The organism is Pseudovibrio sp. Ad37 (assembly GCF_001623075.1).
GTDB lineage: Bacteria > Pseudomonadota > Alphaproteobacteria > Rhizobiales > Stappiaceae > Pseudovibrio.
In genome coordinates this window covers 41,555-68,181 of record NZ_LMCF01000016.1, presented here as the reverse complement: position 1 = coordinate 68,181, position 26,627 = coordinate 41,555, and the positions used below count along the sequence as shown (strand labels likewise).

Here is a 26,627-nt window from a genome sequence, read left to right as displayed (position 1 = left end):
CTTATGTACGCTCTTTAACATATGGGATTCCAGATGCTTTCGGTGGGATTGCGCGGCCGATAAAGCCGGCAAGAAGAACCACAGTCAGCACGTAAGGCAGAGCCTGGAAGACCTGAACAGGCACTTCACCAATTCCAGGAATTTCCTGGCCCTGAAGACGGATTGCCAATGCATCTAGGAAACCAAAGAGAAGGCATGTGAACATGGCGTTCACTGGCTTCCACTTTGCAAAGATAAGAGCTGCCAGAGCAATAAAGCCCTTGCCCGCACTCATATCTTTAATAAATCCGGCGCCCTGAGCAACAGACAGGTAAGCACCAGAGAACCCGCAGAGAATACCACAAATGATTGTCGCACGGTAACGTAGCAGTGTTACTGATAGACCTGCTGTGTCAGCTGCGGAAGGGTTCTCGCCTACTGCACGAAGACGCAGACCAAAGCGAGTTCTGAATATGATCCACCAGGTCAACGGTACGGCAGCGAATGATGCATAAACCAGAATATTGTGACCGGAGATCAGATTGGCATAGATCGGACCGAGCACAGGCACGTTTGCCAGAGTGTCAGCGAATGGCAGCGTGAGGCTTTCGAAGCGGGTTGCCGGAGACAAAGCCGGTGTTCGTCCACCTTGAGAAAACCATGCCTGACCCAGCAATACGGTCAGACCAGCTGCAAGGAAGTTGATCGCCACACCGGAAACCACTTGGTTGCCGCGCTGGCTGATAGATGCATAACCGTGCACCAATGCCAGCATAACGGAAACCATGATACCCGCCAGAAGGCCAATCCACGGGCTCTGGAAGACGTAGGCTGCGGCAGCGGCAGCAAAAGCTGCGCCGAGGATCTTACCTTCCAGACCGATATCAACGATACCGGAACGCTCTGAAAACAGGCCAGCAAGGCACGCAAACAGAAGAGGAGTTGACAGGCGGAATGTGCTGTCGAGAACAAGAATGATTGTGTCTAACATGTCCGTCTCCCTATGCTTCTGCTGTGCTTGATGAGAAGCGATCGAAGAACGCTACGACTGCTGGGCGGAACATATGCTCAAGAGCACCAGCGAAGAGAATAACCAGGGCCTGAATGACCACGATCATGTCGCGTGAGATTGTTGGGATTTCGAACGCCAGCTCTGCGCCGCCCTGATAGAGCAAACCAAAGAGCATGGAGGCGAGAATAATCCCGATCGGATGCCCTCGTCCCATCAGCGCTACCGCGATACCAACGAAGCCTGCACCACCTGCGAAGTCGAGAAGCAAGCGTGTCTGCTCACCCATCACAACGTTGATGCCCATCAAGCCAGCAAGAGCACCGGAAATCAGCATGGTTACAACAGTGATGCGAACCGGGGAGATACCAGCGTAGGCAGCTGCATCCGGGTTTGCACCAAAGCTGCGGATTTCATAGCCAAGTTTGGTGTGCCAGATCAAAAGCCAGACCACCACGCAAACAGCGAGAGCGAGGAAGAACGCCAGATTCACAGGAGACTGACCGAAGTCGAAGCTTGAGAAGACGTTTCTGAGCAATGGAAGCTGACCGCCAGCCTCGAAGTTACGAGAGGATGGGGACATCGTACCCTGAGGGATCAGGATGTTAGACAGCAGGTACACCATCAACGCGGATGCGATGAAGTTGAACATGATCGTCGTAATAACGATGTGAGAGCCGCGCTTTGCCTGCAGGTATCCCGGAATGAATGCCCAGGCTGCACCGAATACAGCACCACCGATAATCGCGAATGGGAACGTCACCCACCATGGAACAAAGCGGTCCATGGCAAGGCAGACCAGAGCGATACCCAGGCCGCCGACATAGGCCTGACCTTCACCACCAATGTTAAACAGACCAGCGTGGAAAGCGACTGCCACAGCCAGGCCCGTAAAGATAAAGTTGGTTGCGTAGTAGAGGGTATAGCCAAAGCCTTCACCGTAACCCAGCGCGCCCCAGACGAGCCATTTAACGGCTTCGAATGGATCTTCGCCAATTACTACAACGACCAAGCCAGAGATGATGAATGCCGCGAGCAGGTTGAGGGCCGGTAAAACACCGTAGTCAACCCAACGAGGAAGTTGCCCCTTACTCATTTCTGTGTTCCCCCAAATGTCAGGTCAAAGCAAATTTTGTTGTTAAACAGGGAGTTCATGATCATTCTGCTGCCTCTTGATTGACACCAGCCATGAGAAGACCAAGATCCTGCTCTGTTGCTTCTGGCCCGCGTTCACCAACCACATTGCCATCAAACATGACAATGATGCGGTCGGAGAGTGAACGAATTTCTTCAAGCTCCACGGATACAAGAAGGACAGCTTTGCCCTGCGCGCGCATGTCCATGATCCGGTTGTGGATGTACTCAATCGCACCGATATCAACACCGCGTGTCGGCTGACCGATCAGAAGAACGTCCGGGTTGCACTCAATTTCACGTGCCAGAACGATTTTCTGCTGGTTACCGCCAGAGAACTTTGCAGCTGTCATTTCGGTGGTTGGAGGGCGAATGTCGTATTTCTCGATGCGTTCCTTAGCTTCCTTACGGATCGCATCTTTATTGAGGAACATACCTTTTGAGTATTTCGGTTCGCGATGGTAGCCGAGAATGGAGTTCTCATACTCTGCGAACTTGTTGACCAGCCCCATCCGGTGGCGATCTTCAGGTACGTGGCTCATTCCCTTGGTGCGCATTTCAGCTGCATTATGTGCCGCTGAGAGGTCCAACGTCTCGCCTGACAGCTCCATCTTGCCGCTTTCGGCGCGGGTGATGCCGGAAAGAGCTGCGAGGAGTTCAGACTGACCGTTGCCGGAAACGCCTGCGATACCAAGAACTTCACCTGCACGCACTTCGAAGGAAACATCCTTCACGCGCATCACGCCGCGATCATCCCGAACGTTGAGGCCTTCCACTTTGAGGAGAGGCTTGCCAACTTCGACTTCAGGCTTGTCCACTTCCAGAAGAACACTGCGGCCAACCATAAGTTCAGCCAGTTCTTCCATGGAGGTTTGAGCAGTTTTGCGAGAGGCCACCATTTCACCACGACGCATCACAGACACCATATCGGTTACATCCATGATCTCACGCAGTTTGTGGGTGATCAGCAGAACTGTTTTACCCTGATCGCGCAGTACGCGAAGAATGCGGAAGAGGTGATCAGCCTCAGACGGTGTCAAAACACCGGTCGGCTCATCAAGAATGAGAATGTCTGCACCGCGGTACAGAGCCTTCAGGATCTCTACTCGCTGCTGCAAACCAACTGGCAACTCACCCACGACTGCGTCGGGGTCAATTGTCATGTCGTATTCGTCTGCCAAACGCTTAAGTTCGCGACGTGCGTTTGCTACACCATCTTTCAACAGTGCGCCGCCCTCAGCGCCAAGAATAACGTTTTCTAGAACTGTGAATGGATCGACGAGCATAAAATGCTGGTGCACCATACCGATGCCCTGCGCAATCGCGCTCTTCGAATCAGGAATAGTGGTTGTCTTGTCATCGATCTTAATTGTTCCGCTATCGGCATGGTAAAAACCGTAGAGGATCGACATCAAGGTGGATTTGCCCGCTCCGTTCTCCCCAATGATGCCGTGAATGGACCCTTTTCCTACAACAAGGTCAATGTCCTTGTTTGCTTGAACAGGCCCAAAACTTTTACTTACGCCAATTAACTCGATGGCAGGTACATTGCTTTCAGCCACTGTTGCCCGGCCTTTCTGGTCTATAAAATCAATAACTTGCGCATCAATCTCGTTCCTACTTTCGAAGTACACCGTTTCAAAAGCGTTGCCCCACCCCCAGGAGAAGCAGAGAACAGATCCCAATGCAGTTATCCTCGTTTCCTCCTCAACCTTCGCTCCCAAAGGCTGAAAACTCTACTCGGGCTACAGGGGTGCAAGTCCCTCATAAATCCCTTCAAGACTGAAAGTCTGGAAGGAGTGGTCGTTCCGAAGAACCACCGTAAGCGAAAATGCCCACACCAGACAGTGCGGGCACTTTCCATTAGATTAGAACGGACAGGTAGAATCCACCATGTAATCGTGAACTTCTACTTTGCCAGAAATAATATCCATCTTTGCCTGTTCAACTGCAGACTGCATTTCTGCTGTGATGAGAGGCTTGTTATACTCGTCGTAAGACCAGGAAACACCATTCTCAGCAAGGCCGAGAACTTCAACACCTGAGCTCCACTTGCCTTCTTTAGCGTCTGTCAGTGCCTTATCAACAGCAACATCTACGCCCTTAATCATAGAAGTGAGAATAGAGCCTGGATGCAAATGGTTCTGGTTAGAGTCAACACCAATACCCAGCTTCCCCTCATCCGCTGCAGCTTGCAGAACGCCTGTGCCAGTGGAACCTGCAGCATGGAAAACAATGTCTGCCCCACGAGCGAACTGGGAACGGGCAAGTTCCCCCCCCTTCAGAGGGTCAGTCCAGGCAGCACCAGTGGTACCAACCATATTTTCAAGAACCTGAATATCTGGCTTGACGTATTTGGCACCTTGCTTGTAACCGCATGCAAACTTGCGGATCAAAGGAATATCCATACCACCGACGAAACCAATCGTATTGGTTTCCGTTGTCATCCCAGCTAACAGACCAACAAGAAATGAGCCTTCCCCTTCCTTGAAAACGATGGAACGAACATTTGGCAGATCGACAACGGCATCAACGATAGCAAAGTGAGTGTCTGGAAATTCTTTCGCGACTTTTTCCAGTGCTGTTGCTTGTGCAAAACCAATTGTAATAATTGGGTCCAGTCCACGTCGCGCGAAGTTACGCAGAGCCTGTTCACGCTGAGATGGATTCTGGATCTCAAAATCGCGGAACTTGATGCCTGTACGTTCTTCGAACTGCAACGCGCCTTTGTAAGCAGCTTCATTGAAAGACCGGTCATTACGACCGCCGAAATCATAAACGACTGCGGGCTTGAAAGTTTCTGCCATAGCTCCAGTCGTCATGACTGCTGCTAAAGCAACTGCACCGAGGATTGTTGTGGTTTTCACGGTTTCTTCCTTATTATATCTTCCCGTAGAGCGGAAAGGATTCTCCCTTAAGAAGAACAGACTCCCAACTTACGTCTTTGCTTCGAGCTCGTTCTCTTTCAGCAGGCCAGCGAGTTCTCTGGCCAAAACCTCATCGATGATCAGATCTTTGATGATGCCGGTCGCCAATGCTGCCAGTGTTGCTTTCGCCTTACGGTAACCGCCAACGATCGCGACAACATGCGCCTTACGGACGTCATCAAAGTGCAATCCAACTGCTTTTTCGTTTAGAGAACAGGCCACTTCGTTGCCGTCAATGTCGACAAAGCGGCCCATCACGTCAGAACAAGCGCCGCTTTCCAGCAGTTCTTCACGTTCTTCAGAGGTAATCAGCTTGCGTTGTACAAGGTGGCCTTCCTTCTCAACGGACCCGATGCCGATGATGAAGAGTTCTGCGGCCTTAGCTCTCGCGAGCAGCTCCTGTACAGCGCCCTGAGACACAAAGGTGTCTCTTTCTGCTTTGGTTTCAGCAATATAAGGAACAGGAAGATAGAAACCTTCACCGCCCGTCTTCGCACATAGCTGCTGCACAACATCATACGGGTTGGCAGAAAGACGACGGGTGAGCGAGCCGGATACGGACAGCAGCTCAAGCTCTGGAAGATGCACACGAGGCATTGCCTCGATGGTGGACTGGAGCGTGCGCCCCATGCCTACGCCAATGCGCTTAGGTGGATTCGTTGTAAAAAGTGAATGAAGGTATTGGCCAGCAAAAGATGAAACTGCCGTGAAAGAGTCTGTTTCGTCACCGCTGCCAAGATCCGGAGCAATAAAGCAATTTTCCAGATTCATTCGCTTGCAGAGAAATTGTTCTAATTCAACGCATTCAGAAGGCCGGGCTTCGATATGAAATTTTATCAAGCCTTCTTTTTGAGCATGTGCTATTAGGCGATGAACTTTTGCAGGAGAAACCCCAAGGCGGCCAGCAATCTCTCCCTGAGTGCTTCGGCCAATGAAAGACATCCAAGCGGCCCTAATGGCCAAAGATGTGGTCCATTCGTCTGCCTTCATGGTCTAGCCTCTTATATTCCTATATGGCTTTCTGGAAATACCTCCAGAATCCATTCCCAATTTTCCTACCGAAATGCTCAGTTTCAGAGCTTCTGAGCACTCCCCCAAATCAGATAAGAATATTTCTTCACCACGTGAGAAATATTTCAGACACACATTTGCATTAGGTGAAACGGAAGGTCAAGGAAATAAACTGCGCGATTTGCAGAATCTTATTGCTAGCTAACTAAACCACTGTTTTTGCCATACTAATAAAATCAAATAGCTTCAGTTCAAGTACTTGCAGAAATTACTTAGGTTACGACTCACGTTTCAGGTCAAATTTGCAAAGAGATCATGAAGAAATTAATCAACTTTATGTAACATTTGATCAACTCTCAATATTTGTAAAATAAACAAAATATTTTCAACGCACTAACTGGCACAACATTTGTCGCCGCAAAATCTTCAGATTGCGTTTACTGGCAAATCAAACAGTTATTTTCCACAGAGCCAGCTTAATACAACCCTATATATATCAATGCTAGTGAATGGTCTTCCACATTCATGGATGACCGTGGGAATACTATGGATGTAACCTGTTTTCGTTAGCTCAGTGCCGATTGCAGCAAAATAAAAAAATCGAGGCGGGGAGGTCCGTGACCGGGACACCCTGAATCTTGCAAAAAAGGAGGCTGAAAATGCGGCCCATGTGCACAAAACCCCTCACTGCGATTGCGGGCGCATTCGCACTTGGTGGTTTCTTGTTTTCTACCCCCATCCTGGCAACTTCCAATACTCATGCATCTTTGAACTTCGATATGTCCAAGGAGGTGGACCTTGAACTGGTTCTGGCCGTGGACATTTCTCAGAGCATGGATCCAGAGGAACAGCGCATTCAAAGAGAAGGGTATGTTGCAGCACTGACATCTGACGAGGTGCTTGATGCGATCAAATACGGCCCCATCGGTCGCATTGCTGTTGCCTATATGGAGTGGGGTGGCAAAGACGAGCACTTTGTTGTTGCGGACTGGACTATTATTTCGGACGAGGCAACTGCGGGTAAGTTTGCGGGCAAGATTGCCGAGGCGCCCTTGCGCCGGGTGCAGCGCACTTCCATCTCCTCCGCGCTGACACAGGCGGTCAATCTGGTCATCGCAAACGAATACAACGGCATGCGTCAGGTCATCGACATCTCCGGCGATGGACCGAACAATCAGGGCAGCGCTGTTACTGAAGCGCGTGATGCTGCAATCGCGCAGGGTATGACAGTCAACGGCCTGCCTTTGATGCTGAAGGAAGAAAGCATTTCGTGGCAGTCCATGCTGCATCTGGACCATTATTACGAAGACTGCGTTATTGGTGGTCCGGGAGCCTTTTCGATTCCAGTCCGCTCAAAGGAAGGCTTCAGTGATGCCATCCGCATGAAGCTTGTGCTGGAGATTGCAGGCCTTGTTGATGACAAACCCAAATTCATCCGCGCCAAGTCACGCAGAGATATGGTCATGTGCTCTTTATTCGACTGATGCTGCGATCTCCGAAAAGTTTCGGAAACCTGTGTATGACCTGCTGCCGTTTGTCGCCGCTCAAATATCAGGCACAAACGGCGCAAGTTGACTCTTTCAAAGCCTGTCAAGACGCGCTAAAGGATAAGTAATCCCAAGAGACTTAGAGCATGCCGTGCACAGTTTCAGGCAAGCTCTAAGTTTTTGTTTCTGCGTGTCCCTCTCCGAAAAACGGAACCACCTTTCAGGGATGCGCTCCAGCGACGTGTTGACGGAGCCTAAATGACCGAGCGTAGAACTCTCGCCCTTATCGCCCACGATGCCAAAAAAGACGAAATGGTTGCGTTTGCCAAACTGCATGAAAGCAAACTCGTCAACTACAAGCTTTTTGCGACGGGGACAACGGGTGGCCGTATTCAGGAGGCATGTCCATCTCTGGATGTACAACGCATGAAAAGCGGCCCGCTTGGTGGTGACCAGCAGATTGGCGCAATGATTGCTGACCGCGCTCTGGATGGTCTTTTCTTCTTCGTCGATCCCCTCTCCCCAATGCCGCATGATGTGGATGTGAAAGCATTGATGCGTCTGGCGTTGGTCTACGATATTCCAATGGCGTTGAACCGCAGTACAGCAGACATCATTTTGCGCTCTGCACGCTTAGCGGGACTTTCCATTTCCTCGCAAACACCAGAAATTTCCAGCCAACAATAAAGTCACACTTATAAATGCTGCACTCTGCTCCGTTTACAAGAAACCTACCCTACCCGGTCCTTGTCGCTGACATCGGCGGCACGAATGCTCGCTTTGCGCTTATCGAAGGCCCCAATGAGCCTACCAAGCTCTGTGGTCAGGAAGGTACGAAGGCGCATGCAACCATTCAGGATGCCATTCGCGCCGGAGTTCTGGAACAAGGCTACGCTGCACCACGATCTGCGGTGCTGGCTGTTGCTGCTCCCGTTTCCAGCGACCGGATTGCCCTGACGAATGCAAGTTGGGTGATTGAGCCGCCGGCTCTCATCAAAGAGCTTGGTCTGGAACAGGTGGTTCTTCTCAATGACTTTGAGGCGCAGGCCCTTGCCTTGCCATCCCTATCCCCAGTCGATCTGGATCAGGTGGGCGGAGGTGTGGCTGATCAGAACGCAACCAAGTTTGTTGTTGGACCGGGCACCGGCCTTGGTGCAGGTGCAATGATCCGCTCCTGCGGAAAGTGGATTCCCGTTCCTGGTGAGGGTGGTCATGTGGAGCTTGGCCCCCTGAGTGAGGAAGAATACCGCATCTGGCCGCATATCGAGCGCATTGGCGGGCGCGTTGGTGCTGAGCAGGTTGTCTGTGGTGCCGGCCTTGTGCGCCTTGCTAAGGCTGTGCTGCAAGCTGATGGGGTGCATCGTACTTATGAGAAACCATCGGATGTGCCTTTAGCGGCAGATGATGGTGATGAGGTTGCGCAGAAAGTGCTGCGATTGTTCTCTGCTGCGCTTGGCCGTGTTGCGGGGGATTTCGCGATCACCAATCTCGCACGTGGCGGTGTGTATCTGGCAGGCGGCATTCCACCGAAGATCTCGCATTGGCTGCATGGTGGTGAGTTCCGCGCCGCTTTTGAGGCCAAAGCGCCGCATGAAAGCATCATGAAGTCTATTCCGACTTACATCATCACACATAAGAGCCCCGCCCTTGAAGGCCTTGCGGCTTATACCCGTGCACCTGATGATTATCTGGTAGACCTGACTGGCCGCAGCTGGCACCGCAAGGACACCACAACCTCGGAATAGCACTGAGCCCAAATTCCAATTTGACTGGAAGCAGCTTTGCATAGATTAAGGTCTGTGGAGCTGCTTCCTCTTTTTTGACGCCTACATTTTGCGGAGCCCATGACGTCTTCCTCTTTGCCAATCGAAGCAATCCTACCGGACTTGCTTTCTGCTCTTGAGCAAAACACCAATGCGGTTCTTGTTGCCGAGCCGGGTGCGGGTAAGACGACCCGTGTGCCGCTCGCCCTGCTGGATGCTCCATGGCGAGACGATGGCAAGATCATTGTGTTGGAGCCTCGGCGCCTTGCAGCGCGTGCTGCTGCGCGACGTATGGCGCATACGCTGGGTGAGAGCGTTGGCGAGACGGTTGGCTACCGCGTGCGCATGGACAGCAAGGTTTCGGGCAAAACCCGCATTGAGGTGGTGACTGAAGGCGTCTTCACCCGCATGATCCTTGATGACCCTGAGCTTTTCGGTGTGGCTGCGGTTCTTTTTGATGAATACCATGAACGCTCCATGGACGGAGATCTTGGTCTGGCGTTTGCTTTGGATGTTCAGGAAGCTTTGCGCGACGACCTGCGCATTGTGCCGATGTCTGCAACACTGGATGCAGCTGAAGTTTCCAAGCTTTTAGATGATGCACCAATCCTGAAGAGTGAAGGCCGCCAGTATCCAGTTGAGACGCGCTACATTGGCCGCGATCCTCGAGGAAGGCTGGAAGACCAGGTGGCGCGGGCTGTTCGTTCAGCATTGGCTGAAGAGACAGGCTCTGTGCTCGTGTTTTTGCCGGGTCAGGGTGAGATCAAGCGCACGCAATCCTTGCTGGAAGGACGCGTTGCCGCTGATGTGAGCATCGCTCCTCTCTATGGTGCTTTGGATAGTAAAGCGCAGGATCTGGCTGTTCGGCCAGCCAAGCCCGGCCAGCGGAAGGTGGTACTCACCACAGCCATTGCGCAGACGTCCCTGACCATCGAAGGCGTGCGTATTGTGATTGATGCGGGTCTTTCTCGTGTGCCTCGCTATGATCCGCAAACAGGCTTAACGCGCCTTGAGACCGTGAAGGTTTCCCGCGCGACGGCAGAGCAGCGCAAGGGGCGTGCTGGCCGTGTGGAATCGGGCATTTGTTATCGGCTTTGGGAGGAGGCACAGACGAAGGCGCTGCCTGCTGCTGAAAAACCGGAGATTCTGGAGAGTGATCTTTCTGGACTGGTGCTTGATGTTGCCAATTGGGGTGTTTCTGATCCCGCTCAACTGAAGTTCATGACACCGCCACCTGCTGCGGCCTGGTCTGAGGCTAAAGAGCTGCTGGAGGAGCTGGATGCTCTGGATGCGGATGGTGGCCTGACCAAAGCTGGGCGTGATCTTGCTGGACTGCCGTTGCACCCGCGTCTTGGGCATATGCTGGTGCAAGCCTCTCAAGAAGGACAGGCGGAGCTGGCATCACTGATTGCCGTGATTATTGGCGAACATGGGTTGGGTGGCAGATCAACTGATCTGCGAGATCGTTTGCGCCGTTTGATGCAGGATCAAAGCCCACGAGGAAAAGAAGCAAGGGCACAGGCAAAGCGCTGGGTGAAGCTTGTTGGCGGGCGATCTTCTGAGCGTGCTAACTTTGAAGACGCTGGTGATATCCTGAGCCTTGCCTATCCTGACCGCATCGCGCAGCAACGGGGTGCAAGAGGAAGTTTTCGCCTTGCCAATGGCCGCGGTGCGCAGCTGGAAGAGAGCGAAGCGCTGTATGCCGAGAAGTTCCTGAGTGTTGCCGAAGTCACAGGAACAGCCGCCCGCGCACGCATTTTGCTGGCTGCGCCACTTTCCTTCAGTGAACTCGAAGCGCGCTTTGCCTCGCACATCCGCGAGAAGGAGCAGGTGCAGCTGATGCCCGACGGTGCCATCAAAGCGGTTCGGCAGCGGGTCCTTGGCAAGTTGGTGCTGAACGAGAAGAAAATCTCTGATCCTGATCCAGAAGCGATCATCGACGCGTTGCTGGAACAGATTGCCCGCAAAAGAGCAGCCCGTCTGCCATGGAGTAAGGATCAGTTGCGCTATCGCGGGCGCGTGACTTATCTGCGCGAGACGGCAGGCAAGGAATGGCCGGATCTGAGTGACAAGGGTCTGGATGCTGACTTTGAATGGCTGCGCCCGTTCCTTGCAGGGAAGACAGCTCTGTCTCAAGTGAGTGCTGGGACATTGGGGGACGCGCTTGCAACGCTGGTTCCCTGGGAGTTGAGTTCGGAACTAGACAATTTGGCGCCATCGCACTTTGTCGTACCCACCGGATCACGCATTCCGATTGATTATGATGGCGAGCAAGGGCCGATGCTTTCCGTTCGTGTACAGGAACTGTTTGGCCTTGCGGATCATCCAAGCATTTGCGGTGGAAGAGTTCAGTTGGTGTTGCAACTGCTCTCCCCTGCCCAGCGGCCTATTCAGATCACCAAGGACCTACCTGGGTTCTGGCAAGGATCCTGGGCGGATGTGAAGGCTGATATGAAGGGGCAGTATCCTAAACACCCGTGGCCAGATAATCCGCTGGATGCAGAAGCCACGCGCCGGGTGAAACCGCGCAAATAAAAAGCCGAAGAGCATAACGCTCTCCGGCCTTTTAAAATTCATAGATGAAAAGCTTATTCGCCTTCGTTTGCAGGAGTTGCCTGCAACAGGCCGTAGCGCTCGACGCCGATCTTTTCCAGAAGTTCCAGCTGGGTTTCGAGGAAGTCGATGTGACCTTCTTCGTCTGCCATCAGGTCTTCAAAAAGCTTCATGGTGACGTAATCACCTTCGTCACGGCAAACTTCGCGTGCTTCTTTGTAAAGAGCGCGAGCGGAGTATTCACCTGCCAGATCGCATTCAAGGCATTCCTTGAGGTCCTGACCGATGCGCAGCGGATCGAGTGTCTGCAGGTTCGGGTGGCCTTCGAGGAAAATGATACGCTCGATAAGCTTATCGGCGTGTTCCATTTCCTCAATGGATTCTTCACGTTCTTTTTTTGCAAGCTTTGTGAAGCCCCAGTCTTCAAGGAGACGGTAGTGCAGCCAGTATTGATTTACTGCGGTCAGCTCGTGGCGTAGAGCCTTGTTGAGATATTCCAGTACTTTAGGTTCACCCTTCATGTCACTCTCTCCTTGACAAATTGAGGTATTGACCTTTTTAGAATAATTCCAAGTTACTGTCCAGAGTCATCTTTAACTTGTTCAGCCTCAGCGTATACAACTTCGATGATGCTTTTAAAGCAACCACCACATTTTGGCCTGTACCCAAGATGACGAAATACCGCGCCCGGAGTGGGGACACCCCCCTCAGGATTCTCGCAAAGCTCACGTGCAGCTTGTTTTATTTCCTTGTCATTAATGACGTTGCAGTGACAAATGATCATTGTTGGTTGCTTTCGGGCTCCCAATTTCGCTTGCAAAGCATTATATAAACAGTAGATCTTTTAAAACTAGAGAATAATACTCCAGTTTCCTGCAGTCCTATCACGAGCAAAGCCCCTATGAACACCAACCAAACGACGAAGGATCTCCGCAAGACAATCGTCTTAACGGGAGCAAGCCGTGGAATCGGCCACGCAACCGTAAAGAAATTTTCTTCAGCGGGTTATCGGGTCATTAGCTGTTCCAGACAACCATTTTCTGACAAATGCCCTTGGCCATCCGGGCCGGAAGACCACATTGAAGTGGACTTGGGTGATGCAGATAATCTGGAAAACGCCGTTCTCCAGATCAAAGAGCGTCTGAAAGACAACGGCTCCATGCTTCATGCCCTCGTCAACAATGCGGGTATCAGCCCGAAAGACGAGGAAGGCCAACGCCTCGATTCCCTGACAACCCCAATGCAAACATGGCGAGATGTGTTTCAGGTAAACTTCTTCGCGCCAATTATGCTGGCTCGCGGTTTGTTTGATGAGCTGAGGGCTGCGAGAGGCTCTGTCGTGAACGTCACGTCCATCGCTGGGAGCCGTGTGCATCCGTTTGCGGGAACAGCTTATGCCACTTCCAAGGCGGCTCTTGCTTCCCTCACGCGCGAGATGGCTGCTGACTTTGGGCCGCATGGCGTTCGTGTGAATGCGATTGCTCCGGGTGAAATCGATACTTCGATTCTCTCACCTGGTACCGAGAAAATCGTCGAGACCATTCCGATGCGCCGTTTGGGCAGCACCACAGAAGTGGCAGACACCATCTACTTCCTGTGCTCTGCTCCATCTTCTTACGTGACAGGTGCGGAAATACATATCAACGGCGGTCAGCACGTATAAACGCGTTCTTATGTGAAACGTGAAAGGGGCGCTTTGGGCGCCCTTTGCTATTTTATAGACATATCAACAAGACAGCCCGACCCAACACCTCGTAATCATTGGACCATCACAAATCTGTTAGAAACATTTTTTATTGAACTTACATCCTTAGATGAATAAGCGACCGTATGCATGCTTAGATACATGAAACTATTTCTCTCCGCCCTCGTAAAATCTTCGAGGTCGATGAGCGGACGCATCAATTTCAGCCTCTATTTTATTGTTTCCATTAGTGCCTGCGCTTCCTGCATCACTGTACTGCAAACCTATCGCATTCAGGAGGCAATTGCCTCTATCAGAGTACAGGAAGAGGGCGTCACTCTGGCTAACCTATTGTTGCAAAAGGTTTCCGAAACCTCTCATCGCATAAAAGCTATGGAAGCGCCCGAGTATGTAAGTGATGATGAAGCCCTCATCCAACCTGTTTCCATTCAGCTCAACGCTACAATCGCACACACTCAAAGTTGGCTCAACAACGTGGGTGAAAGTAATCTGTCCCACACTCTCTCCTCCCCTACTGAGAAATTCGAAGAGAATGTAACCGCCTTGCTCGCAGCACGGCGTTCTCTCCATGGGACACGAAATGCAATCAGCTCGGACAGCGTGGCCCTTGCAAACTCGAGCGGCAACCTGCTTCGGCAGCTTGAAGGATTGAGTCCGAATACCAAAAAGCTAGCAACTCGTATTAGTCCCCTTACGCAAAGCACCCTTTCATCTGCGTTGCAATTCACCTTGCTGCCAAATGAAGCAAACCGCACACAATTTGAGACACATATAGCAGCTCTGGGCAAGGCATTTAGTCAAGCTAAACCGCTTCTTAAGGTTCTGCCACGCCGCGAGCGAGCTATTCTGAAGTTTGCGAGTCGAGACAGGGATTTGCTCCTCCAAAATATGATGGGTTTTTTTGGTGCATACACCGGTCTCCAACGGGAAGAGCAACGAGTGGAGGCCCTGTTAGGCGCTATTGAGCAAAGCTCTGAGAGAATTCTCACTAAGCTGCACGGTGATCAGGCAACACTCAATCAGAACATAGAGCAATCCAGCGCTTTCTTATTCTGGGGAACTATTGTTGCAGGCATAACTGCAGTTCTTGCCGGCTTGCTGGTCGCCCTTATTCTTTCTTGGCGGGTTGTAAAACCATTGCGGAAAGCTGTTTCAGATGTGTACAGCCTCGCTGAGAAAGAAGAGATCCGCTTCCCATCCAAGCCGAGCCGTGTCCCCGAAATTGCCAACTTATACGACGCACTAGCGATTTTTGATCGCAACACAACTGAGAGAAGCAGACTTGAAAGCGAGCAAGCACAACAAGCCAAATCCGCATCAGCCAGAACAACTCAACTGACCGAATGGATCGGGACTTTTCGCATGAACTCCTATGGCCTTACTCAAAGCATTGCGGATAGCGCAGGTACACTGGGCCTCGCTTCTCAAGACCTGACAGTACTTGCAGCATCTACATCAGAAGGCGCTAAAGCTGCCAATAAAACGTTGAAGCAAACCACTCATGAGGTCTCTGCCATTGCGGAATCCTTGGAACAACTGGCCATCAGTACGCAGGATTTTCAAGAACGGATTTCAACAACCGCTACAACTATGAGTCAGACCAGTAGATCAGCAGAGCATTCTACTCGGATGATAAATTCCCTGCTCGAAGCCTCGCATAAAATTAGCGATGTGATGGATCTCATTCAGGAAATTGCCAGCCGCACAAACCTTCTCGCTCTTAATGCCACGATTGAAGCTGCCCGCGCAGGCGACGCGGGTAAGGGTTTTGCTGTAGTTGCCTCTGAAGTGAAAGACCTCGCGAATCAGACCAGCGCGGCTACCGAAGATATTCAAAAGGTAGTTCGGGAAATTCAGAGTAGTTCCGAGACCGCATCCACCGCTATCAATCAGATCAGGGAGAGCATTGCCTCTATGGACTGGCTTACCAATGAACTAGCAAACAGTGTGTCAGCTCAGCTGGAAACAACCAACAAAATCAATCAGAACGTAGCTGCCGCTGCTAAAGGGACTAAGCAGATGTCATTCCGTGTAGATGCTGTCGCAAGTTCTTCTCTAAAAACCTCAGAAAATGCTGATGCAGTGCAAGCCGCAACCCAAAACGTGAGCGACCAAAGCGAACAGCTAAAAGTTGAAATTAATCATTTTCTAGTCAAAGTTGCAACATAAAGAGGATTGAAAGGAGATGATGAATTACCATCTCCTTTCAGGTCTTTAAGATGCCGCGACAGCGCGTTTTGCCATGACCGTCACCAGATTGGCGCGGTAGGCAGCGGTGCCATGAAGGTCTGAGAGCATGTTGTCAGCAGATGGTGCCATGCCTGCGACAGCATCGGCAGACCAGTTGCCATCCAGAGCTTTTTCCATGTCAGGCATACGGAAAACACCATCCTGACCGGCACCTGTCACAGCCACACGTGCACCCGCTCCAGTCTTTGCTACAAAGACGCCAGCCATTGCATAACGCGAGGCAGGATTAGGGAACTTCGCGTATGCAGTGTTCGATGCGACCGGGAAGACAACCGCAGTCACGATCTCATCTTCATCCAGCGCCGTTTCGAACATGCCAGTGAAGAAGTCCTGCGCAGAGAACTCACGCTTGTTGGTCTCGATGGTTGCCCCAAGAGCCAACAGAGCTGCCGGATAATCTGCTGCAGGGTCATTGTTGGCGACAGAGCCACCAATGGTGCCCATGTGACGGACATGCGGATCACCGATCGTGCCTGCCAGATCAGCCAGCCCTGGAAGGGCGGCTTTGATATCCGCGCTGCCTGCCACATCTGCATGACAAGTTGCAGCCCCGATGCGGATTGAGCCATCAGCCTGCTTCACAATACCGGAGATTTCTCCGATGTGGCGCAGGTCAATCAGATCACTTGGTGCTGCCAGACGTTGCTTCATGGTTGGGATCAAGGTCTGACCACCAGAAAGCAGTTTACCGTCATCAGCATTTTTCAGCATTTTCGCTGCATCTGACACTGTTGATGCGCGATGATATTTGGTCTCGTACATTTTTAGCCTCCCATCCCCCTAAAGGGGTCTTTGGCAGAGTTGCTATGAGTTTAGTTCGGATAATTCAGTTTTCAGGTACGGAATAGCTTCCAGATCAGAAAAGAAAATCTTGCGATTTTGCTCACCGTGGATCAGTTGGCCAAGCCGCGCAGCTCTTTCAAACAGAACTGAGGCTTCGCTTTCTTCCCCTGCCAGCAATGTGGCGCGTGCCAGAAGTTCAGAGGCATAGGCGTGGTCAAAGTCTGCCATATCCTCTTGATGAAACTCTGTCAGGTCCATGGTCTGCCGGGCGTAACGCATTGCTGCTTCACGGTTTTCAAGCAGAACATGGATACGACCTACGAGCCACAAGCCACGTTGGTGATGGACTTTCGTTCCGGCCTGAAGCCAGTGCCAAAGGCTGGCGTGGGCGACATGGAGCATCTCGTCATTTTCCTCGGGCGAGCGGCTCTCATTTTCTAAGAGAGCCCATGCGCGCTGATTGAGTTCGATGGCGATGAACTTGTGATCCAATGTCGATTTAGCGCCAGCCTGTGCCATTGATTACTCCGCTGCCTGCTTCATGCCGTTGTCCTGAATGAGCTGCCAGACGCGGTTTGGCGAGGCAGGCATATTCATGTCACGAATGCCAAGGGCGTCCGTCACGGCGTTGATGACAGCAGGTGGTGACCCGATCGCGCCAGCTTCACCGCAGCCCTTCATGCCGAGCGGATTGCCCGGGCATTCCGTGACTGTGGTTTCCAGAGTGAAGGATGGCACATCATCCGCACGCGGCATGGTATAATCCATGTAGGAAGCTGTAAGCAGCTGACCATCTTCGTCATACTGGGTGTGTTCCAGCATGGCTTGGCCAATGCCCTGCACCAAACCACCGTGCACCTGACCTTCCACAATCATCGGGTTGATGATGGTGCCGAAGTCATCAGCGGCAACAAAGTTCTCAATGGAAACAACGCCCGTATCCGGATCAACTTCGACCTCACAGATGTAACACCCTGCAGGGAACGTGAAGTTGGTTGGATCGTAGAACGCGCCTTCTTTCAGGCCCGGCTCCATGCCTTCTGGCAGGTTGTGAGCGGTGTAAGCTGCCAGAGAAACTTCGGTGAAGGTGAGTTTCTTGTCGGTTCCGGTGACTTTCAGTTCACCGTTCTCGATTTCAATATCGCCTTCCGACGCTTCCATCAGGTGTGCAGCGATCTTCTTTGCCTTGGCTTCGACCTTGTCGAGTGCCTTAGCAATTGCGGACATACCAACGGCGCCAGAGCGGGAGCCATATGTACCCATGCCCATCTGCACTTTGTCGGTGTCACCATGCACAATGGAGATGCTCTCCGTTGGCAAGCCAAGACGGTCGGAGACCAATTGAGCAAATGTGGTTTCGTGACCCTGACCATGGCTGTGCGACCCAGTCAGAACCTCAATGGTTCCAACGGCATTCACACGAACCTCGGCAGACTCCCAAAGCCCCACACCAGCGCCAAGTGAGCCGACAGCCTGAGATGGCGCGATACCGCAGGCCTCAATATAACAAGACATGCCTATGCCGCGAAGCTTGCCAGCAGCTTCAGACTGAGTGCGGCGCTGAGCAAAGCCATCATAATCAATGGCCTTCATGGCTGCATCAAGAGAGGCTTCGTAATCACCTGCATCATAAGCCATGATCACTGGTGTTTGATGCGGGAACTCGCGCACAAAGTTGATGCGGCGGAATTCAGCTGGCGCCATGCCAACTTCTTTCGCAGCCGTTTCCATCATGCGCTCAACCACATAGGTTGCTTCTGGACGCCCTGCACCGCGATACGCATCCACCGGAGTGGTGTTGGTGTAGACCGCTTTCACATTCGCGTAGATGTTTGGAATGTTGTACTGACCCGACAATAGCGTCGCGTACAGATAGGTTGGTACAGAAGATGAGAACAGAGACATGTAAGCGCCAAGGTTGGCGACTGTCTTCACGCGGAAACCGGTGATTTTGTTGTTCGCATCAAGAGCCAGTTCTGCGGTGCTGTGGTGATCACGACCATGGGCATCTGTCAGGAAGGCTTCTGTACGGTCGGAAGTCCACTTAACGGGACGGCCAACACGCTTTGTTGCCCAAAGACAAGCAATCTCTTCTGGGTAGATGAAGATCTTGGAGCCGAAGCCACCGCCAACATCCGGCGCAACTACGCGCAGCTTGTTCTCAGGTGCCACGTTGTAGAACGCGGAGAGTACCAAGCGTGCCACATGCGGGTTCTGAGAGGTGGTGTAAAGCGTGTAGTGCTCTTCTGACGGATCAAAATGCGCCAGAGCAGAGCGTGGTTCCATCGGATTTGGAACAAGACGGTTGTTGTCGATGTCCATCCGAGTGATGTGTGCTGCGTTTGCAAACGCTTCATCCGTTGGAGCTTCCTCGCCGATCTCCCAATCGTAGATGAGGTTGCCAGCGGCTTCCGGATGGAGCTGTGGTGCGCCATCTTTCAGAGCATCAAGACTGTCAACGACAGCTGGCAAATCTTCATATTCCACCACCACAGCTTCTGCTGCATCACGTGCCTGCTGCTGGGTGTCAGCAACAACAACTGCGATGGCTTGACCGACATAACGGACTGTTTCCGACTCCAAAGCACGGTACGCGCCCATGTTCATTGGAGAACCATCTTTGGAATGGATCATCCATCCGCAAATGATGTTGCCGATGCCATCTGCAACCAGCTGATGCCCGTTCAAGACTGCATCAACACCCGGCATTTTCATCGCGTCATCTGTGTTGATGGACTTGATGCGTGCATGTGCGTGTGTTGAGCGGACGAAAGCAGCGTGGCCCATGCGTTGCATGGTCATGTCATCCGTGTAGCGGCCATTTCCGGTAATAAATCTTTTGTCTTCTTTGCGCAGCACTCGTGCGCCGATTCCTTCTGCTGTCATTTCCATCCCCTCCCGGAAGGTTGACTTCAGCAACTGTTCATAGGCTCCAGCAGTGCAACGCACCTGAAATAAGGTGCAGCTGGATCAATGATCAGTTGAATTTCCGAATTATTCTGCGGCTTCGAGAACTTCGGCCATTTCGTCAGCTGCGGCTTTGATTGCCTTGACGATGTTGTGGTAGCCGGTGCAGCGACAAATGTTGCCTTCCAGCTCATGGCGGATTGTTTTCTCGTCCAGATCTGTTCCCAGGCGATCAATCATATCGATTGCAGACATGATCATGCCAGGGGTGCAGAAACCGCACTGAAGACCGTGGTTTTCCTTGAAGGCTTTCTGCATGATGTGCAGTTGGCCATTTTGGGAAACACCTTCAATTGTGGTGACAGCAGAACCAGTTGCCTGAACAGCAAGCATACTGCAGGACTTCACTGCTTTACCGTCCATGTGCACGAGACATGCACCACACTGTGAGGTGTCACAGCCGATGTGTGTTCCGGTCAGTCCCTGATTTTCGCGCAGAAATGTAGACAAAAGGGTGCGGTCTTCGACCTCACCAGAAATCTGCTTTCCATTCACCGTCATAGAGACAGTCGTCATGGTTTTCCTCCCTCAAAAAAGCCTGCAATTTCGCGTCCGCAGACTATGAAGCCAACAGCCTTGGTCAGGATCTCCCGTCCTATCAAGGCAGTTGGTTGTAATTTAGACCATTGGCCTTGTTATTCGGCGGGGCCGTTAGCTTACAAAGCGCCCTCTACGCGCCTTGCAATTTCCGACCGCCAAATTTCTAGTTTCAAAGTAACCAATAAAGAGCAATCAAAACAACCAGAGCCATAAGGCCCCAACCCAGCGGACCACCTAGGAATCCCTTGCCCGCCGCAACTTCTACCTTCTCCTCAACGTCTTTGACTGCATCTTCCAACGCATGTTCAGCATCAGCCATGGCTTCAACTGATCCTTCGATGGCGTGCTCGTTTGCGATAGACTTGGCTTCCTCGATCAGCCCTGGATCCAACTCAACAGCTTCTAGCGGCTCGTCCTTGCCTGCTAACGGTGTCCCCCCGAGTTCTTTGTTCAGATTCGAGAAGAATTCCTCAGCCATCTTCTTGGCAGTTGAATCGATCAACCGGTTTCCCAATTGAGCAAGTTTACCACCGACCTTTGCATTAACCTCATAACTCAGAAGAGTGCCATCCCCACTCTCTGACAGGGTTACATCTGCCGAGCCCTTCGCGAACCCTGCAACACCGCCTTTGCCTTCACCGGAGATTTTGTAGGAGTTTGGCGGGTTCAGATCGGAGAGGGTTACTTCTCCTTTGAACTTGGCTTTGACCGGTCCCACTTTTGCTGTGACCGTGGCAGACATCTCAGTGTCGGAGGTTTTTTCCAGACTATCGCAACCGGGAATACACTTTTTCAGCAATTCAGGATCGTTGAGAGCTTCCCAAACCTTTTCCTGACTCGCAGGTATTTGCTGCTCTCCAGACATTTCCATGGATTGGCCCCCTCGTTCTTTTCAGTGCTTCCTTTAGGTAGGCTCCACGCCTTAAGGTCACTTTTGCATTTTACATCATGTAGATTGGACTTAAATCGAGGGAAAAGACAAGTACCTCTCGTGTTAAAATTGTCATGGATGCTCAAAACTTCTTTTCAGAACACAACGACGTTTTATACGTCCTGCATTATGCTGGTGTTCCCACGCTGTGGATACTCACTTAACGGTAAAGTGCTTGTTTTGCGCTAAAGCGTTGACCCGAGGCCCGCATCGCCTTAATGCCTTTTCATTAAATAAACGAATTCAGCGTGAGGCTTTGTCTCGCGTTTGTGCGCAGAAAATCAAAGGCAACATCCTTGAGTAAATCACCCAAAGGCGGTGCTCCACGAGCCCGCAATGCGCAATCCAAAAAAGGCGGAGCACGGAAGGACAACGGTCCGAAGCGTGGTTTTTCTGCCAAACGTGATAATCGGGACCAGAGAGAGGCGCGCAATCCCCGCGACACTCGTGGTGGCAAAAAAGATAGCGCAGCAGCAACGCGCCCAAACCGGCGAGACCAAACGCGCAGCGCTCCAGCCACCACGGTTGTTGAGCCCATCGTACGCGAACACAAGCCAACATCTGCCCGCTTCACCACCCCTGCCAGCGTTTTGCCTGTGATGGTGGAAATGAACGGCTGGGACGACTATGCCCTGCTGGATATGGGACACGGACAAAAGCTTGAGCGCTATGGTCGCTATAAACTGATCCGCCCTGAAGCGCAGGCTATGGGGGCCCCTCGCCTGCCAGAAAGCGAATGGAAAAGCGCAGACGCTATCTTTACCGGTGACGTTGAAGAAGAAGGCCCAGGCCGCTGGAAGTTTGCCAATCAGGTTGATGAGATCTGGCAGATGAAATACGGCCCTGCCACCTTCAATGGCCAGTTCATGTCTTTTCGCCATGTGGGCGTGTTTCCTGAACAGGCTGCACACTGGGACTGGGTTGGCGAGCAAATCAAAAAAGCAGATCGTCCGCTCAAAGTTCTCAACCTGTTCGGATACACAGGAATGGCTTCGCTGCTGCCTGCTGCTCTTGGCGCGCAAGTCACTCATGTTGATGCTTCCAAAAAGGCCATTGTCTGGGCACGTGAGAACCAGGAGTTATCCGGCCTTGAAGACAAGCCAATTCGCTGGATCTGTGATGACGCCATGAAGTTTGTGGAGCGGGAAGTGCGCCGTGGAAACACCTATGACGGCATTATCCTCGACCCGCCGAAATATGGCCGCGGGCCGAATGGAGAGGTCTGGGACTTCTTTGAGAGCGTGCCGCACATGTTGGCGTGCGTGCGAAAGCTGCTCTCGCCCAATGCGCAGTTCCTGCTGATGTCCAGCTACGCCATCCGCGCCAGCTTCCTGTCTTCTCATGAGTTGATGCGTGAATGCCTTGATGGCCTGCCGGGCACGATTGAATCCGGTGAGCTGGCTATTCACGAACTTGATGGACCACGATTGCTCTCAACCTCCCTATTCAGCCGGTGGAGCGCACCTGAAAACAATAAGGCTGAGAGAGCATAACCCGATGGAAACCAGAGATAATCACCGAGCCGGTGCAGTAAAGCAGATCACCTCACATTCCAATCCGATTGTGAAGGAAATCAAAGGCCTTGTTGCTCAGCGCAAGAATCGCAAACAGTCCGGATTGTTCGTTGCTGAAGGCCTGAAGCTGGCAACCGATGCATTGGAAGCTGGCTGGGGTGTGCGTTATCTGGCGCTTGGCCCTGAAGCTCGTGAGAACAAGATTGCGCTAGAAGCGGCTGCGAAAGCAAAAGCCCGTGGCGCCCTCATTCTTGAAGTGAACACGGCTGTGCTTGGTGCGATCACCCGCCGTGACAACCCGCAGATGGTGGTTGGCGTTTACGAACAGCAAACTATGAAGCTGAGTGACATTGACCCGAAAAGTGCCACGACATGGATCGCGCTTGATCGTGTCCGTGATCCCGGCAATCTGGGAACCATCATCCGCACCGGCGATGCGGTTGGTGCGACTGGCGTTATTCTGATTGACGAAACAACTGATCCATTTGCTGTTGAGACTGTACGTGCGACAATGGGCTCTCTGTTCCATATGCCACTTGTGCGCTGTACTGCTGATGAGTTCGTTGAATTCCGCAAGAGCTGGTCCGGACCTGTGGTTGGCACCCATTTGCGGGGCACAAAGGACTATCGTGCTGTAGATTATAAAGAACCTGTCATTTTGTTGATGGGCAATGAGCAGGCTGGCCTGAGTGATAAACTGGCTGACACCTGTTCTGATCTGGTGAAAATTCCGCAGGCGGGGCAGGCTGATTCAATGAACCTTGCTGTTGCAACGGCTGTGATGCTTTATGAAGTGCGCAGGAACTATCTGAAGCTGTAAACGTAAGCCGGGGGGCTTGGAATGCGCTTGTTGATTTTGGGAGCTGGATATTCAGCTCGCCACTTTGTGAAAATGTACGGGACCGAGTTTTCCTGGATTGGCGGAACGACCCGCTCTCCTGAGAAAATGGAGGAACTGCGGTCCAAAGGGGTTCAGCCGATCCTCTTTGACGGACAAACAGCAAGCGATGAGCTGTTGGAGGCGATTGCCACTGCAACTCATATTCTGGTTTCTGCCGCGCCAACGGACGATGGTGACCCTCTGCTGAATGCTGCGCGTGACGCAGTTGCGAAAGCAAAGCCAACGGCGATCTGCTATCTCTCGACCATCGGGGTATATGGCGACCACGGAGGTCGTTGGGTGACAGAAACAGCGGAGTGCAATCCAACCTCCAAACGCTCCGAGCAGCGTCTGGAAGCAGAGCACGAGTGGCTCGCATTCTCAGAAGAAACCAGCATCCCAGTCAGCATTTTGCGCCTTGCCGGCATTTATGGCTGTGGCCAGAATGCGCTTTGCAATCTGGACAAAGGTAAAGCTCGCCGGATTATCAAAGAAGGTCAGGTGTTTAACCGTATTCACGTGAGTGATATTGCTGGTGCTGTCCAGCATGCGTTTGAAGACAACGCCTCCGGTATTTTCAACGTGTGTGATGATGCACCGTGTCCGCCAGAAGATGTGGTGGAATATGCTGCTCGTCTGATGGGTGTAGAGCCACCGCCAGCAGTCGCCTTTGAAGATGCTGATCTTTCGCCTATGGCGATTTCGTTTTACGGCGAAGTGAAACGCGCGAGCAATGCCAAGCTGAAAGGCGCATTGGGGTATAAATTCAAATTTCCGAACTACCGGGAAGCGTTGGATTATATGTGGGAGAACGGCTGGAGCTAAAGCGTGTGAAGAACACGCCTTGATCCAACCGCTCACCTTGCACCGGTTTTGACCGCAGAGCGGATTTTTATACTGTTTCGTGTTGAGGCAGGTCTCCTTCTATCTCGTAGTAATCGCCTTTGCTGGCGCAGAAGATGTGACCTGCCAGTTTCGAGCCTGTCGTTTCTTCCAAAAGCCCAGCGCTGAAGTAAACTTCATGAGCAATCTCGGGGATTTTGTCTCCGTGATAAAACAGGCTGCTGCCGCAGTTGCTGCAAAATGCGCGCTTCGCGTAATCAGAGGAGCGGTAATATGAGATGTTCTCTTCTCCGCTCTCGACCTTCAAAGCATCAAACGGAATCGCGATTGCATGGAACGGTCCGCTGTTCCAACGACGGCACATTGTGCAGTGACATAAACCAATATCTTTTTGGGGCGCTTCAGCCTTGAATGAGACTTCGCCACAAAGACATTTCGCTTTATAAATCCGCAAGTCAGACATATCTCTCTCCCTTAGAGCTTGTTGGGTAACCTTAGCCGAGGGCCACGGTTTGGGATAAGATCAATTTCCTCATCAATCTTCGTAGGCATATTGAGGGCGACTATCTTCGATCTCGTAGTAGTCACCTTTTGTGGCACAGAAGATATGATTGCCTGCTGTGAGGCCTGTTGGCTGCTCTAACGTACCCACGGCAATCGCAATTCGGTCTTTCCATTGAGGATGGCGATCTGCATGCCAAAACAGGTTTGATCCGCATTTTGAACAGAAGCCGCGGCGGGCAAACTCAGAGGATTCATAGTATTTGACGGCATCTTCGCCTGAGGTGAACTTCAGATCTGCCAGCGGCAAGCTGAATGCCTCAAACGGGCCGCTGCCCCACTGACGGCATTGCTTGCAATGGCAGCTGCTGACTGGTTCATGTGGCGCTTCACCCTCAAAAGTGACCGCGCCACACAGGCAGCGTCCTTTAAATTCAATGGTCTTCGTCATCTGACTTTCCATTACCTACTGCAATGAGATGGCCTCTCGAATCGAGGGCTATGCGATTCCTTAAAAGAACATATAGCGAACATTTGTATTCAGCAAGCGTTCAGGTTAAGTCTCGTATCTGGGTTTCATAGATTCAATTTTTGTCCAATCAGATGTGCGGGGCACTACAAGGTGATTGGACTTCAGGGAAGGCATGTTGGGGATGCGGGTACTGTTTACTGTTGTGGGGTTGGGGCTGGCACTTAGCGGTTGCGCCTCCCTTTCTGAGGAAGATTGCAAGGTCGGCGACTGGCAAGGCATTGGCGTTGTTGATGGGCGCGCTGGTTATACCTCTGACAAGCTGAATGAACATACTAAAGCTTGCGGCAAGTACGGTGTCACGCCGGATGTGGGAGCTTATATGGCTGGGCGAACGATTGGCCTGCAAAGCTATTGCACGCCAATTTCTGGCTTTGAGCAGGGCCGCGAGGGCAAGAGCTATCGTGGTGTATGCCCAATCGCCACAGAAGAGAGCTTCAAAGTCGGCTACTCTCTAGGCAACCAGCTTTATTCGGCAAACGAGTCTGCCAGTGAAGCTCAGGAAGCTGTCTGGGAAATTCAACGCCGCATTGACCGGCTTGAAGAAGAGGCACGTGGTGAGGATTGCAAGTCTGGCAAGGAAGGCAAGGCCTGCCGGAAAGCTGCAGATTCCGCCCGTACAGACTCGTATCTGGCTCGTGCAGACCTGCTGCTTGCACAAAATCGGTTATTCTCGCGCGAACGCCAGCGCGATCATGTCCGAAAAGAAGTCACCAATAAGCTGCTTGACCTTGAACCGAGCTACAACCCCTCTTAAAATTTGTAGGCAAATGCAGATTCTTAGGGGAAAGCGAGCCGATGAAAACGTGGCGTGTTTATCTTTCAGGTGAAATCCACAGTGATTGGAGAGAGCGTATTGAACATGGTGCGGCTGATGCAGGCCTACCTGTTCATTTTGACAGTGCTGTTACCAATCACGAAGCCAGTGATGATTGCGGTGTCGAAATTCTAGGTCCGGAAGAAAACAACTTCTGGCGAGATCACAAGAGTGCGAAGGTGAATGCAATGCGCACTCGCACGCTGCTCTCTGAGGCCGATATCGTTGTGGTTCGCTTTGGCGACAAATACCGGCAATGGAATGCAGCATTCGATGCAGGGTTCGCCTCAGCATTGGGCAAGAGCATCATCGTGTTGCACGAACCTGCTCTGACGCACCCACTGAAGGAAGTGGATGCAGCAGCCCTTGCTGTTGCTGAAGACCCTGACCAGGTGGTTGATCTGCTTCGTTACGTGATCCGCGGCGAGCTGTAAGCCCCTCCCAATTCAAGGGAAGACGCTGTTTCACCACGGCCCTACACTCTCACCTCACTATGAGGGATGA

General features: G+C 52.0%; 25 protein-coding genes. 11 read left to right on the top strand and 14 right to left on the bottom strand.

What is annotated here, in order from left to right; translation table 11 throughout:
• Position 1: 1 nt before the first annotated feature.
• The 5 genes from PsAD37_RS04660 to PsAD37_RS04640 all read right to left on the bottom strand — a co-directional run bounded on the left by PsAD37_RS04660 (position 2) and on the right by PsAD37_RS04640 (position 5,991).
• Complete coding sequence (locus PsAD37_RS04660; protein ID WP_057464188.1) at positions 2-970, bottom strand: ABC transporter permease; 969 nt, start codon at positions 968-970, stop codon at positions 2-4.
• 10 nt (positions 971-980) lie between these two features.
• The gene (locus tag PsAD37_RS04655; protein ID WP_063286754.1) at positions 981-2,084 is read right to left on the bottom strand and encodes an ABC transporter permease; all 1,104 of its coding nucleotides are present in this window, start codon (positions 2,082-2,084) and stop codon (positions 981-983) included.
• Between the two features lie 61 nt (positions 2,085-2,145).
• Entirely contained in the window at positions 2,146-3,684 is a 1,539-nt protein-coding gene (locus tag PsAD37_RS04650) for an ABC transporter ATP-binding protein (RefSeq protein ID WP_063295216.1), read from the bottom strand.
• 306 nt (positions 3,685-3,990) lie between these two features.
• Complete coding sequence (locus tag PsAD37_RS04645; RefSeq protein WP_063295146.1) at positions 3,991-4,989, bottom strand: BMP family protein; 999 nt, start codon at positions 4,987-4,989, stop codon at positions 3,991-3,993.
• Positions 4,990-5,058: 69 nt separating this feature from the next.
• Positions 5,059-5,991, bottom strand: a complete 933-nt coding sequence (locus PsAD37_RS04640; RefSeq protein ID WP_244272480.1) for a sugar-binding transcriptional regulator — start codon at positions 5,989-5,991, stop codon at positions 5,059-5,061.
• A 728-nt stretch (positions 5,992-6,719) separates the two neighbouring features.
• On the opposite strand from PsAD37_RS04640, the gene PsAD37_RS04635 reads away from it, so the two are divergent.
• From PsAD37_RS04635 to hrpB, 4 genes are all read left to right on the top strand, one after another.
• A complete protein-coding gene (locus tag PsAD37_RS04635; RefSeq protein WP_208860247.1) occupies positions 6,720-7,544 on the top strand; it encodes a DUF1194 domain-containing protein in 825 nt (274 codons plus the stop codon).
• Positions 7,545-7,805: 261 nt separating this feature from the next.
• Positions 7,806-8,234: a methylglyoxal synthase gene (locus tag PsAD37_RS04630; RefSeq protein WP_063295145.1), complete on the top strand. Its 429-nt coding sequence runs from the start codon at positions 7,806-7,808 to the stop codon at positions 8,232-8,234.
• Positions 8,235-8,248: 14 nt separating this feature from the next.
• Positions 8,249-9,292: a glucokinase gene (gene glk, locus PsAD37_RS04625; protein ID WP_063295144.1), complete on the top strand. Its 1,044-nt coding sequence runs from the start codon at positions 8,249-8,251 to the stop codon at positions 9,290-9,292.
• Between the two features lie 99 nt (positions 9,293-9,391).
• Complete coding sequence (hrpB, locus tag PsAD37_RS04620) at positions 9,392-11,845, top strand: ATP-dependent helicase HrpB (protein WP_063295143.1); 2,454 nt, start codon at positions 9,392-9,394, stop codon at positions 11,843-11,845.
• 53 nt (positions 11,846-11,898) lie between these two features.
• Here the strand turns inward: hrpB and bfr are convergent, their stop codons facing one another.
• Both bfr and PsAD37_RS04610 read right to left on the bottom strand, forming a co-directional pair.
• Positions 11,899-12,384: a bacterioferritin gene (gene bfr, locus PsAD37_RS04615; RefSeq protein WP_054784322.1), complete on the bottom strand. Its 486-nt coding sequence runs from the start codon at positions 12,382-12,384 to the stop codon at positions 11,899-11,901.
• A 53-nt stretch (positions 12,385-12,437) separates the two neighbouring features.
• Positions 12,438-12,647: a bacterioferritin-associated ferredoxin gene (locus PsAD37_RS04610; protein ID WP_057464194.1), complete on the bottom strand. Its 210-nt coding sequence runs from the start codon at positions 12,645-12,647 to the stop codon at positions 12,438-12,440.
• 117 nt (positions 12,648-12,764) lie between these two features.
• Here PsAD37_RS04610 and PsAD37_RS04605 point away from each other — a divergent pair, with 117 nt between their 5' ends.
• Both PsAD37_RS04605 and PsAD37_RS04600 read left to right on the top strand, forming a co-directional pair.
• Positions 12,765-13,526 carry an SDR family NAD(P)-dependent oxidoreductase gene (locus PsAD37_RS04605; protein ID WP_063291335.1) on the top strand — a complete coding sequence of 254 codons (762 nt, stop codon included), beginning with the start codon at positions 12,765-12,767 and terminating at the stop codon, positions 13,524-13,526.
• Positions 13,527-14,042: 516 nt separating this feature from the next.
• The gene (locus PsAD37_RS04600) at positions 14,043-15,737 is read left to right on the top strand and encodes a methyl-accepting chemotaxis protein (protein ID WP_193778216.1); all 1,695 of its coding nucleotides are present in this window, start codon (positions 14,043-14,045) and stop codon (positions 15,735-15,737) included.
• A 45-nt stretch (positions 15,738-15,782) separates the two neighbouring features.
• Here PsAD37_RS04600 and PsAD37_RS04595 read toward each other — a convergent pair whose 3' ends face one another.
• The 5 genes from PsAD37_RS04595 to PsAD37_RS04575 form a co-directional block, all read right to left on the bottom strand.
• Positions 15,783-16,580 (bottom strand): xanthine dehydrogenase family protein subunit M, encoded by a 798-nt coding sequence (locus PsAD37_RS04595; protein ID WP_063295141.1) that lies wholly within the window; start codon positions 16,578-16,580, stop codon positions 15,783-15,785.
• A gap of 42 nt (positions 16,581-16,622) precedes the next feature.
• Positions 16,623-17,120, bottom strand: a complete 498-nt coding sequence (locus PsAD37_RS04590) for a hypothetical protein (RefSeq protein WP_063295140.1) — start codon at positions 17,118-17,120, stop codon at positions 16,623-16,625.
• Positions 17,121-17,123: 3 nt separating this feature from the next.
• Positions 17,124-19,487, bottom strand: coding sequence for a xanthine dehydrogenase family protein molybdopterin-binding subunit (locus PsAD37_RS04585; protein ID WP_063286746.1), 2,364 nt, complete (start codon positions 19,485-19,487; stop codon positions 17,124-17,126).
• A 108-nt stretch (positions 19,488-19,595) separates the two neighbouring features.
• Positions 19,596-20,084: a (2Fe-2S)-binding protein gene (locus tag PsAD37_RS04580; RefSeq protein ID WP_057464199.1), complete on the bottom strand. Its 489-nt coding sequence runs from the start codon at positions 20,082-20,084 to the stop codon at positions 19,596-19,598.
• Between the two features lie 193 nt (positions 20,085-20,277).
• Positions 20,278-20,979, bottom strand: coding sequence for a carbon monoxide dehydrogenase subunit G (locus tag PsAD37_RS04575; RefSeq protein ID WP_063295139.1), 702 nt, complete (start codon positions 20,977-20,979; stop codon positions 20,278-20,280).
• A 356-nt stretch (positions 20,980-21,335) separates the two neighbouring features.
• Between PsAD37_RS04575 and PsAD37_RS04570 the strand changes: the two genes are divergently transcribed.
• From PsAD37_RS04570 to PsAD37_RS04560, 3 genes are read left to right on the top strand one after another with little or no spacing between them, the layout of a single operon-like run.
• On the top strand, positions 21,336-22,532 hold the full coding sequence (locus PsAD37_RS04570) for a class I SAM-dependent methyltransferase (protein ID WP_370446574.1): 1,197 nt from the start codon (positions 21,336-21,338) through the stop codon (positions 22,530-22,532).
• A 4-nt stretch (positions 22,533-22,536) separates the two neighbouring features.
• Positions 22,537-23,373 carry an RNA methyltransferase gene (locus tag PsAD37_RS04565; protein WP_063291332.1) on the top strand — a complete coding sequence of 279 codons (837 nt, stop codon included), beginning with the start codon at positions 22,537-22,539 and terminating at the stop codon, positions 23,371-23,373.
• A gap of 21 nt (positions 23,374-23,394) precedes the next feature.
• Positions 23,395-24,258, top strand: coding sequence for an SDR family oxidoreductase (locus PsAD37_RS04560; RefSeq protein ID WP_063295138.1), 864 nt, complete (start codon positions 23,395-23,397; stop codon positions 24,256-24,258).
• Between the two features lie 67 nt (positions 24,259-24,325).
• Here PsAD37_RS04560 and PsAD37_RS04555 read toward each other — a convergent pair whose 3' ends face one another.
• Positions 24,326-24,739: a GFA family protein gene (locus PsAD37_RS04555; protein WP_063295137.1), complete on the bottom strand. Its 414-nt coding sequence runs from the start codon at positions 24,737-24,739 to the stop codon at positions 24,326-24,328.
• Between the two features lie 72 nt (positions 24,740-24,811).
• Entirely contained in the window at positions 24,812-25,228 is a 417-nt protein-coding gene (locus PsAD37_RS04550; RefSeq protein WP_063295213.1) for a GFA family protein, read from the bottom strand.
• A 202-nt stretch (positions 25,229-25,430) separates the two neighbouring features.
• On the opposite strand from PsAD37_RS04550, the gene PsAD37_RS04545 reads away from it, so the two are divergent.
• Both PsAD37_RS04545 and PsAD37_RS04540 read left to right on the top strand, forming a co-directional pair.
• Positions 25,431-26,063: a DUF2799 domain-containing protein gene (locus tag PsAD37_RS04545; protein WP_063295212.1), complete on the top strand. Its 633-nt coding sequence runs from the start codon at positions 25,431-25,433 to the stop codon at positions 26,061-26,063.
• Positions 26,064-26,104: 41 nt separating this feature from the next.
• Positions 26,105-26,557, top strand: a complete 453-nt coding sequence (locus tag PsAD37_RS04540) for a YtoQ family protein (protein ID WP_063295136.1) — start codon at positions 26,105-26,107, stop codon at positions 26,555-26,557.
• Positions 26,558-26,627 lie beyond the last annotated feature (70 nt).

What these genes read in the sequence shown, in the direction of transcription:
- glk (WP_063295144.1), top strand. Translation starts at nt 8,249, where the DNA reads ATGCTGCACTCTGCTCCGTTTACAAGAAACCTACCCTACCCGGTCCTT.
- PsAD37_RS04585 (WP_063286746.1), bottom strand. Translation starts at nt 19,487, where the DNA reads ATGACAGCAGAAGGAATCGGCGCACGAGTGCTGCGCAAAGAAGACAAA.
- PsAD37_RS04575 (WP_063295139.1), bottom strand. Translation starts at nt 20,979, where the DNA reads ATGGAAATGTCTGGAGAGCAGCAAATACCTGCGAGTCAGGAAAAGGTT.
- PsAD37_RS04595 (WP_063295141.1), bottom strand. Translation starts at nt 16,580, where the DNA reads ATGTACGAGACCAAATATCATCGCGCATCAACAGTGTCAGATGCAGCG.
- bfr (WP_054784322.1), bottom strand. Translation starts at nt 12,384, where the DNA reads ATGAAGGGTGAACCTAAAGTACTGGAATATCTCAACAAGGCTCTACGC.
- PsAD37_RS04565 (WP_063291332.1), top strand. Translation starts at nt 22,537, where the DNA reads ATGGAAACCAGAGATAATCACCGAGCCGGTGCAGTAAAGCAGATCACC.
- PsAD37_RS04640 (WP_244272480.1), bottom strand. Translation starts at nt 5,991, where the DNA reads ATGTCTTTCATTGGCCGAAGCACTCAGGGAGAGATTGCTGGCCGCCTT.
- PsAD37_RS04560 (WP_063295138.1), top strand. Translation starts at nt 23,395, where the DNA reads ATGCGCTTGTTGATTTTGGGAGCTGGATATTCAGCTCGCCACTTTGTG.
- PsAD37_RS04655 (WP_063286754.1), bottom strand. Translation starts at nt 2,084, where the DNA reads ATGAGTAAGGGGCAACTTCCTCGTTGGGTTGACTACGGTGTTTTACCG.
- PsAD37_RS04540 (WP_063295136.1), top strand. Translation starts at nt 26,105, where the DNA reads ATGAAAACGTGGCGTGTTTATCTTTCAGGTGAAATCCACAGTGATTGG.
- PsAD37_RS04635 (WP_208860247.1), top strand. Translation starts at nt 6,720, where the DNA reads ATGCGGCCCATGTGCACAAAACCCCTCACTGCGATTGCGGGCGCATTC.
- PsAD37_RS04555 (WP_063295137.1), bottom strand. Translation starts at nt 24,739, where the DNA reads ATGTCTGACTTGCGGATTTATAAAGCGAAATGTCTTTGTGGCGAAGTC.
- PsAD37_RS04605 (WP_063291335.1), top strand. Translation starts at nt 12,765, where the DNA reads ATGAACACCAACCAAACGACGAAGGATCTCCGCAAGACAATCGTCTTA.
- PsAD37_RS04590 (WP_063295140.1), bottom strand. Translation starts at nt 17,120, where the DNA reads ATGGCACAGGCTGGCGCTAAATCGACATTGGATCACAAGTTCATCGCC.
- hrpB (WP_063295143.1), top strand. Translation starts at nt 9,392, where the DNA reads ATGACGTCTTCCTCTTTGCCAATCGAAGCAATCCTACCGGACTTGCTT.
- PsAD37_RS04630 (WP_063295145.1), top strand. Translation starts at nt 7,806, where the DNA reads ATGACCGAGCGTAGAACTCTCGCCCTTATCGCCCACGATGCCAAAAAA.
- PsAD37_RS04545 (WP_063295212.1), top strand. Translation starts at nt 25,431, where the DNA reads ATGCGGGTACTGTTTACTGTTGTGGGGTTGGGGCTGGCACTTAGCGGT.
- PsAD37_RS04550 (WP_063295213.1), bottom strand. Translation starts at nt 25,228, where the DNA reads ATGACGAAGACCATTGAATTTAAAGGACGCTGCCTGTGTGGCGCGGTC.
- PsAD37_RS04660 (WP_057464188.1), bottom strand. Translation starts at nt 970, where the DNA reads ATGTTAGACACAATCATTCTTGTTCTCGACAGCACATTCCGCCTGTCA.
- PsAD37_RS04610 (WP_057464194.1), bottom strand. Translation starts at nt 12,647, where the DNA reads ATGATCATTTGTCACTGCAACGTCATTAATGACAAGGAAATAAAACAA.
- PsAD37_RS04580 (WP_057464199.1), bottom strand. Translation starts at nt 20,084, where the DNA reads ATGACGACTGTCTCTATGACGGTGAATGGAAAGCAGATTTCTGGTGAG.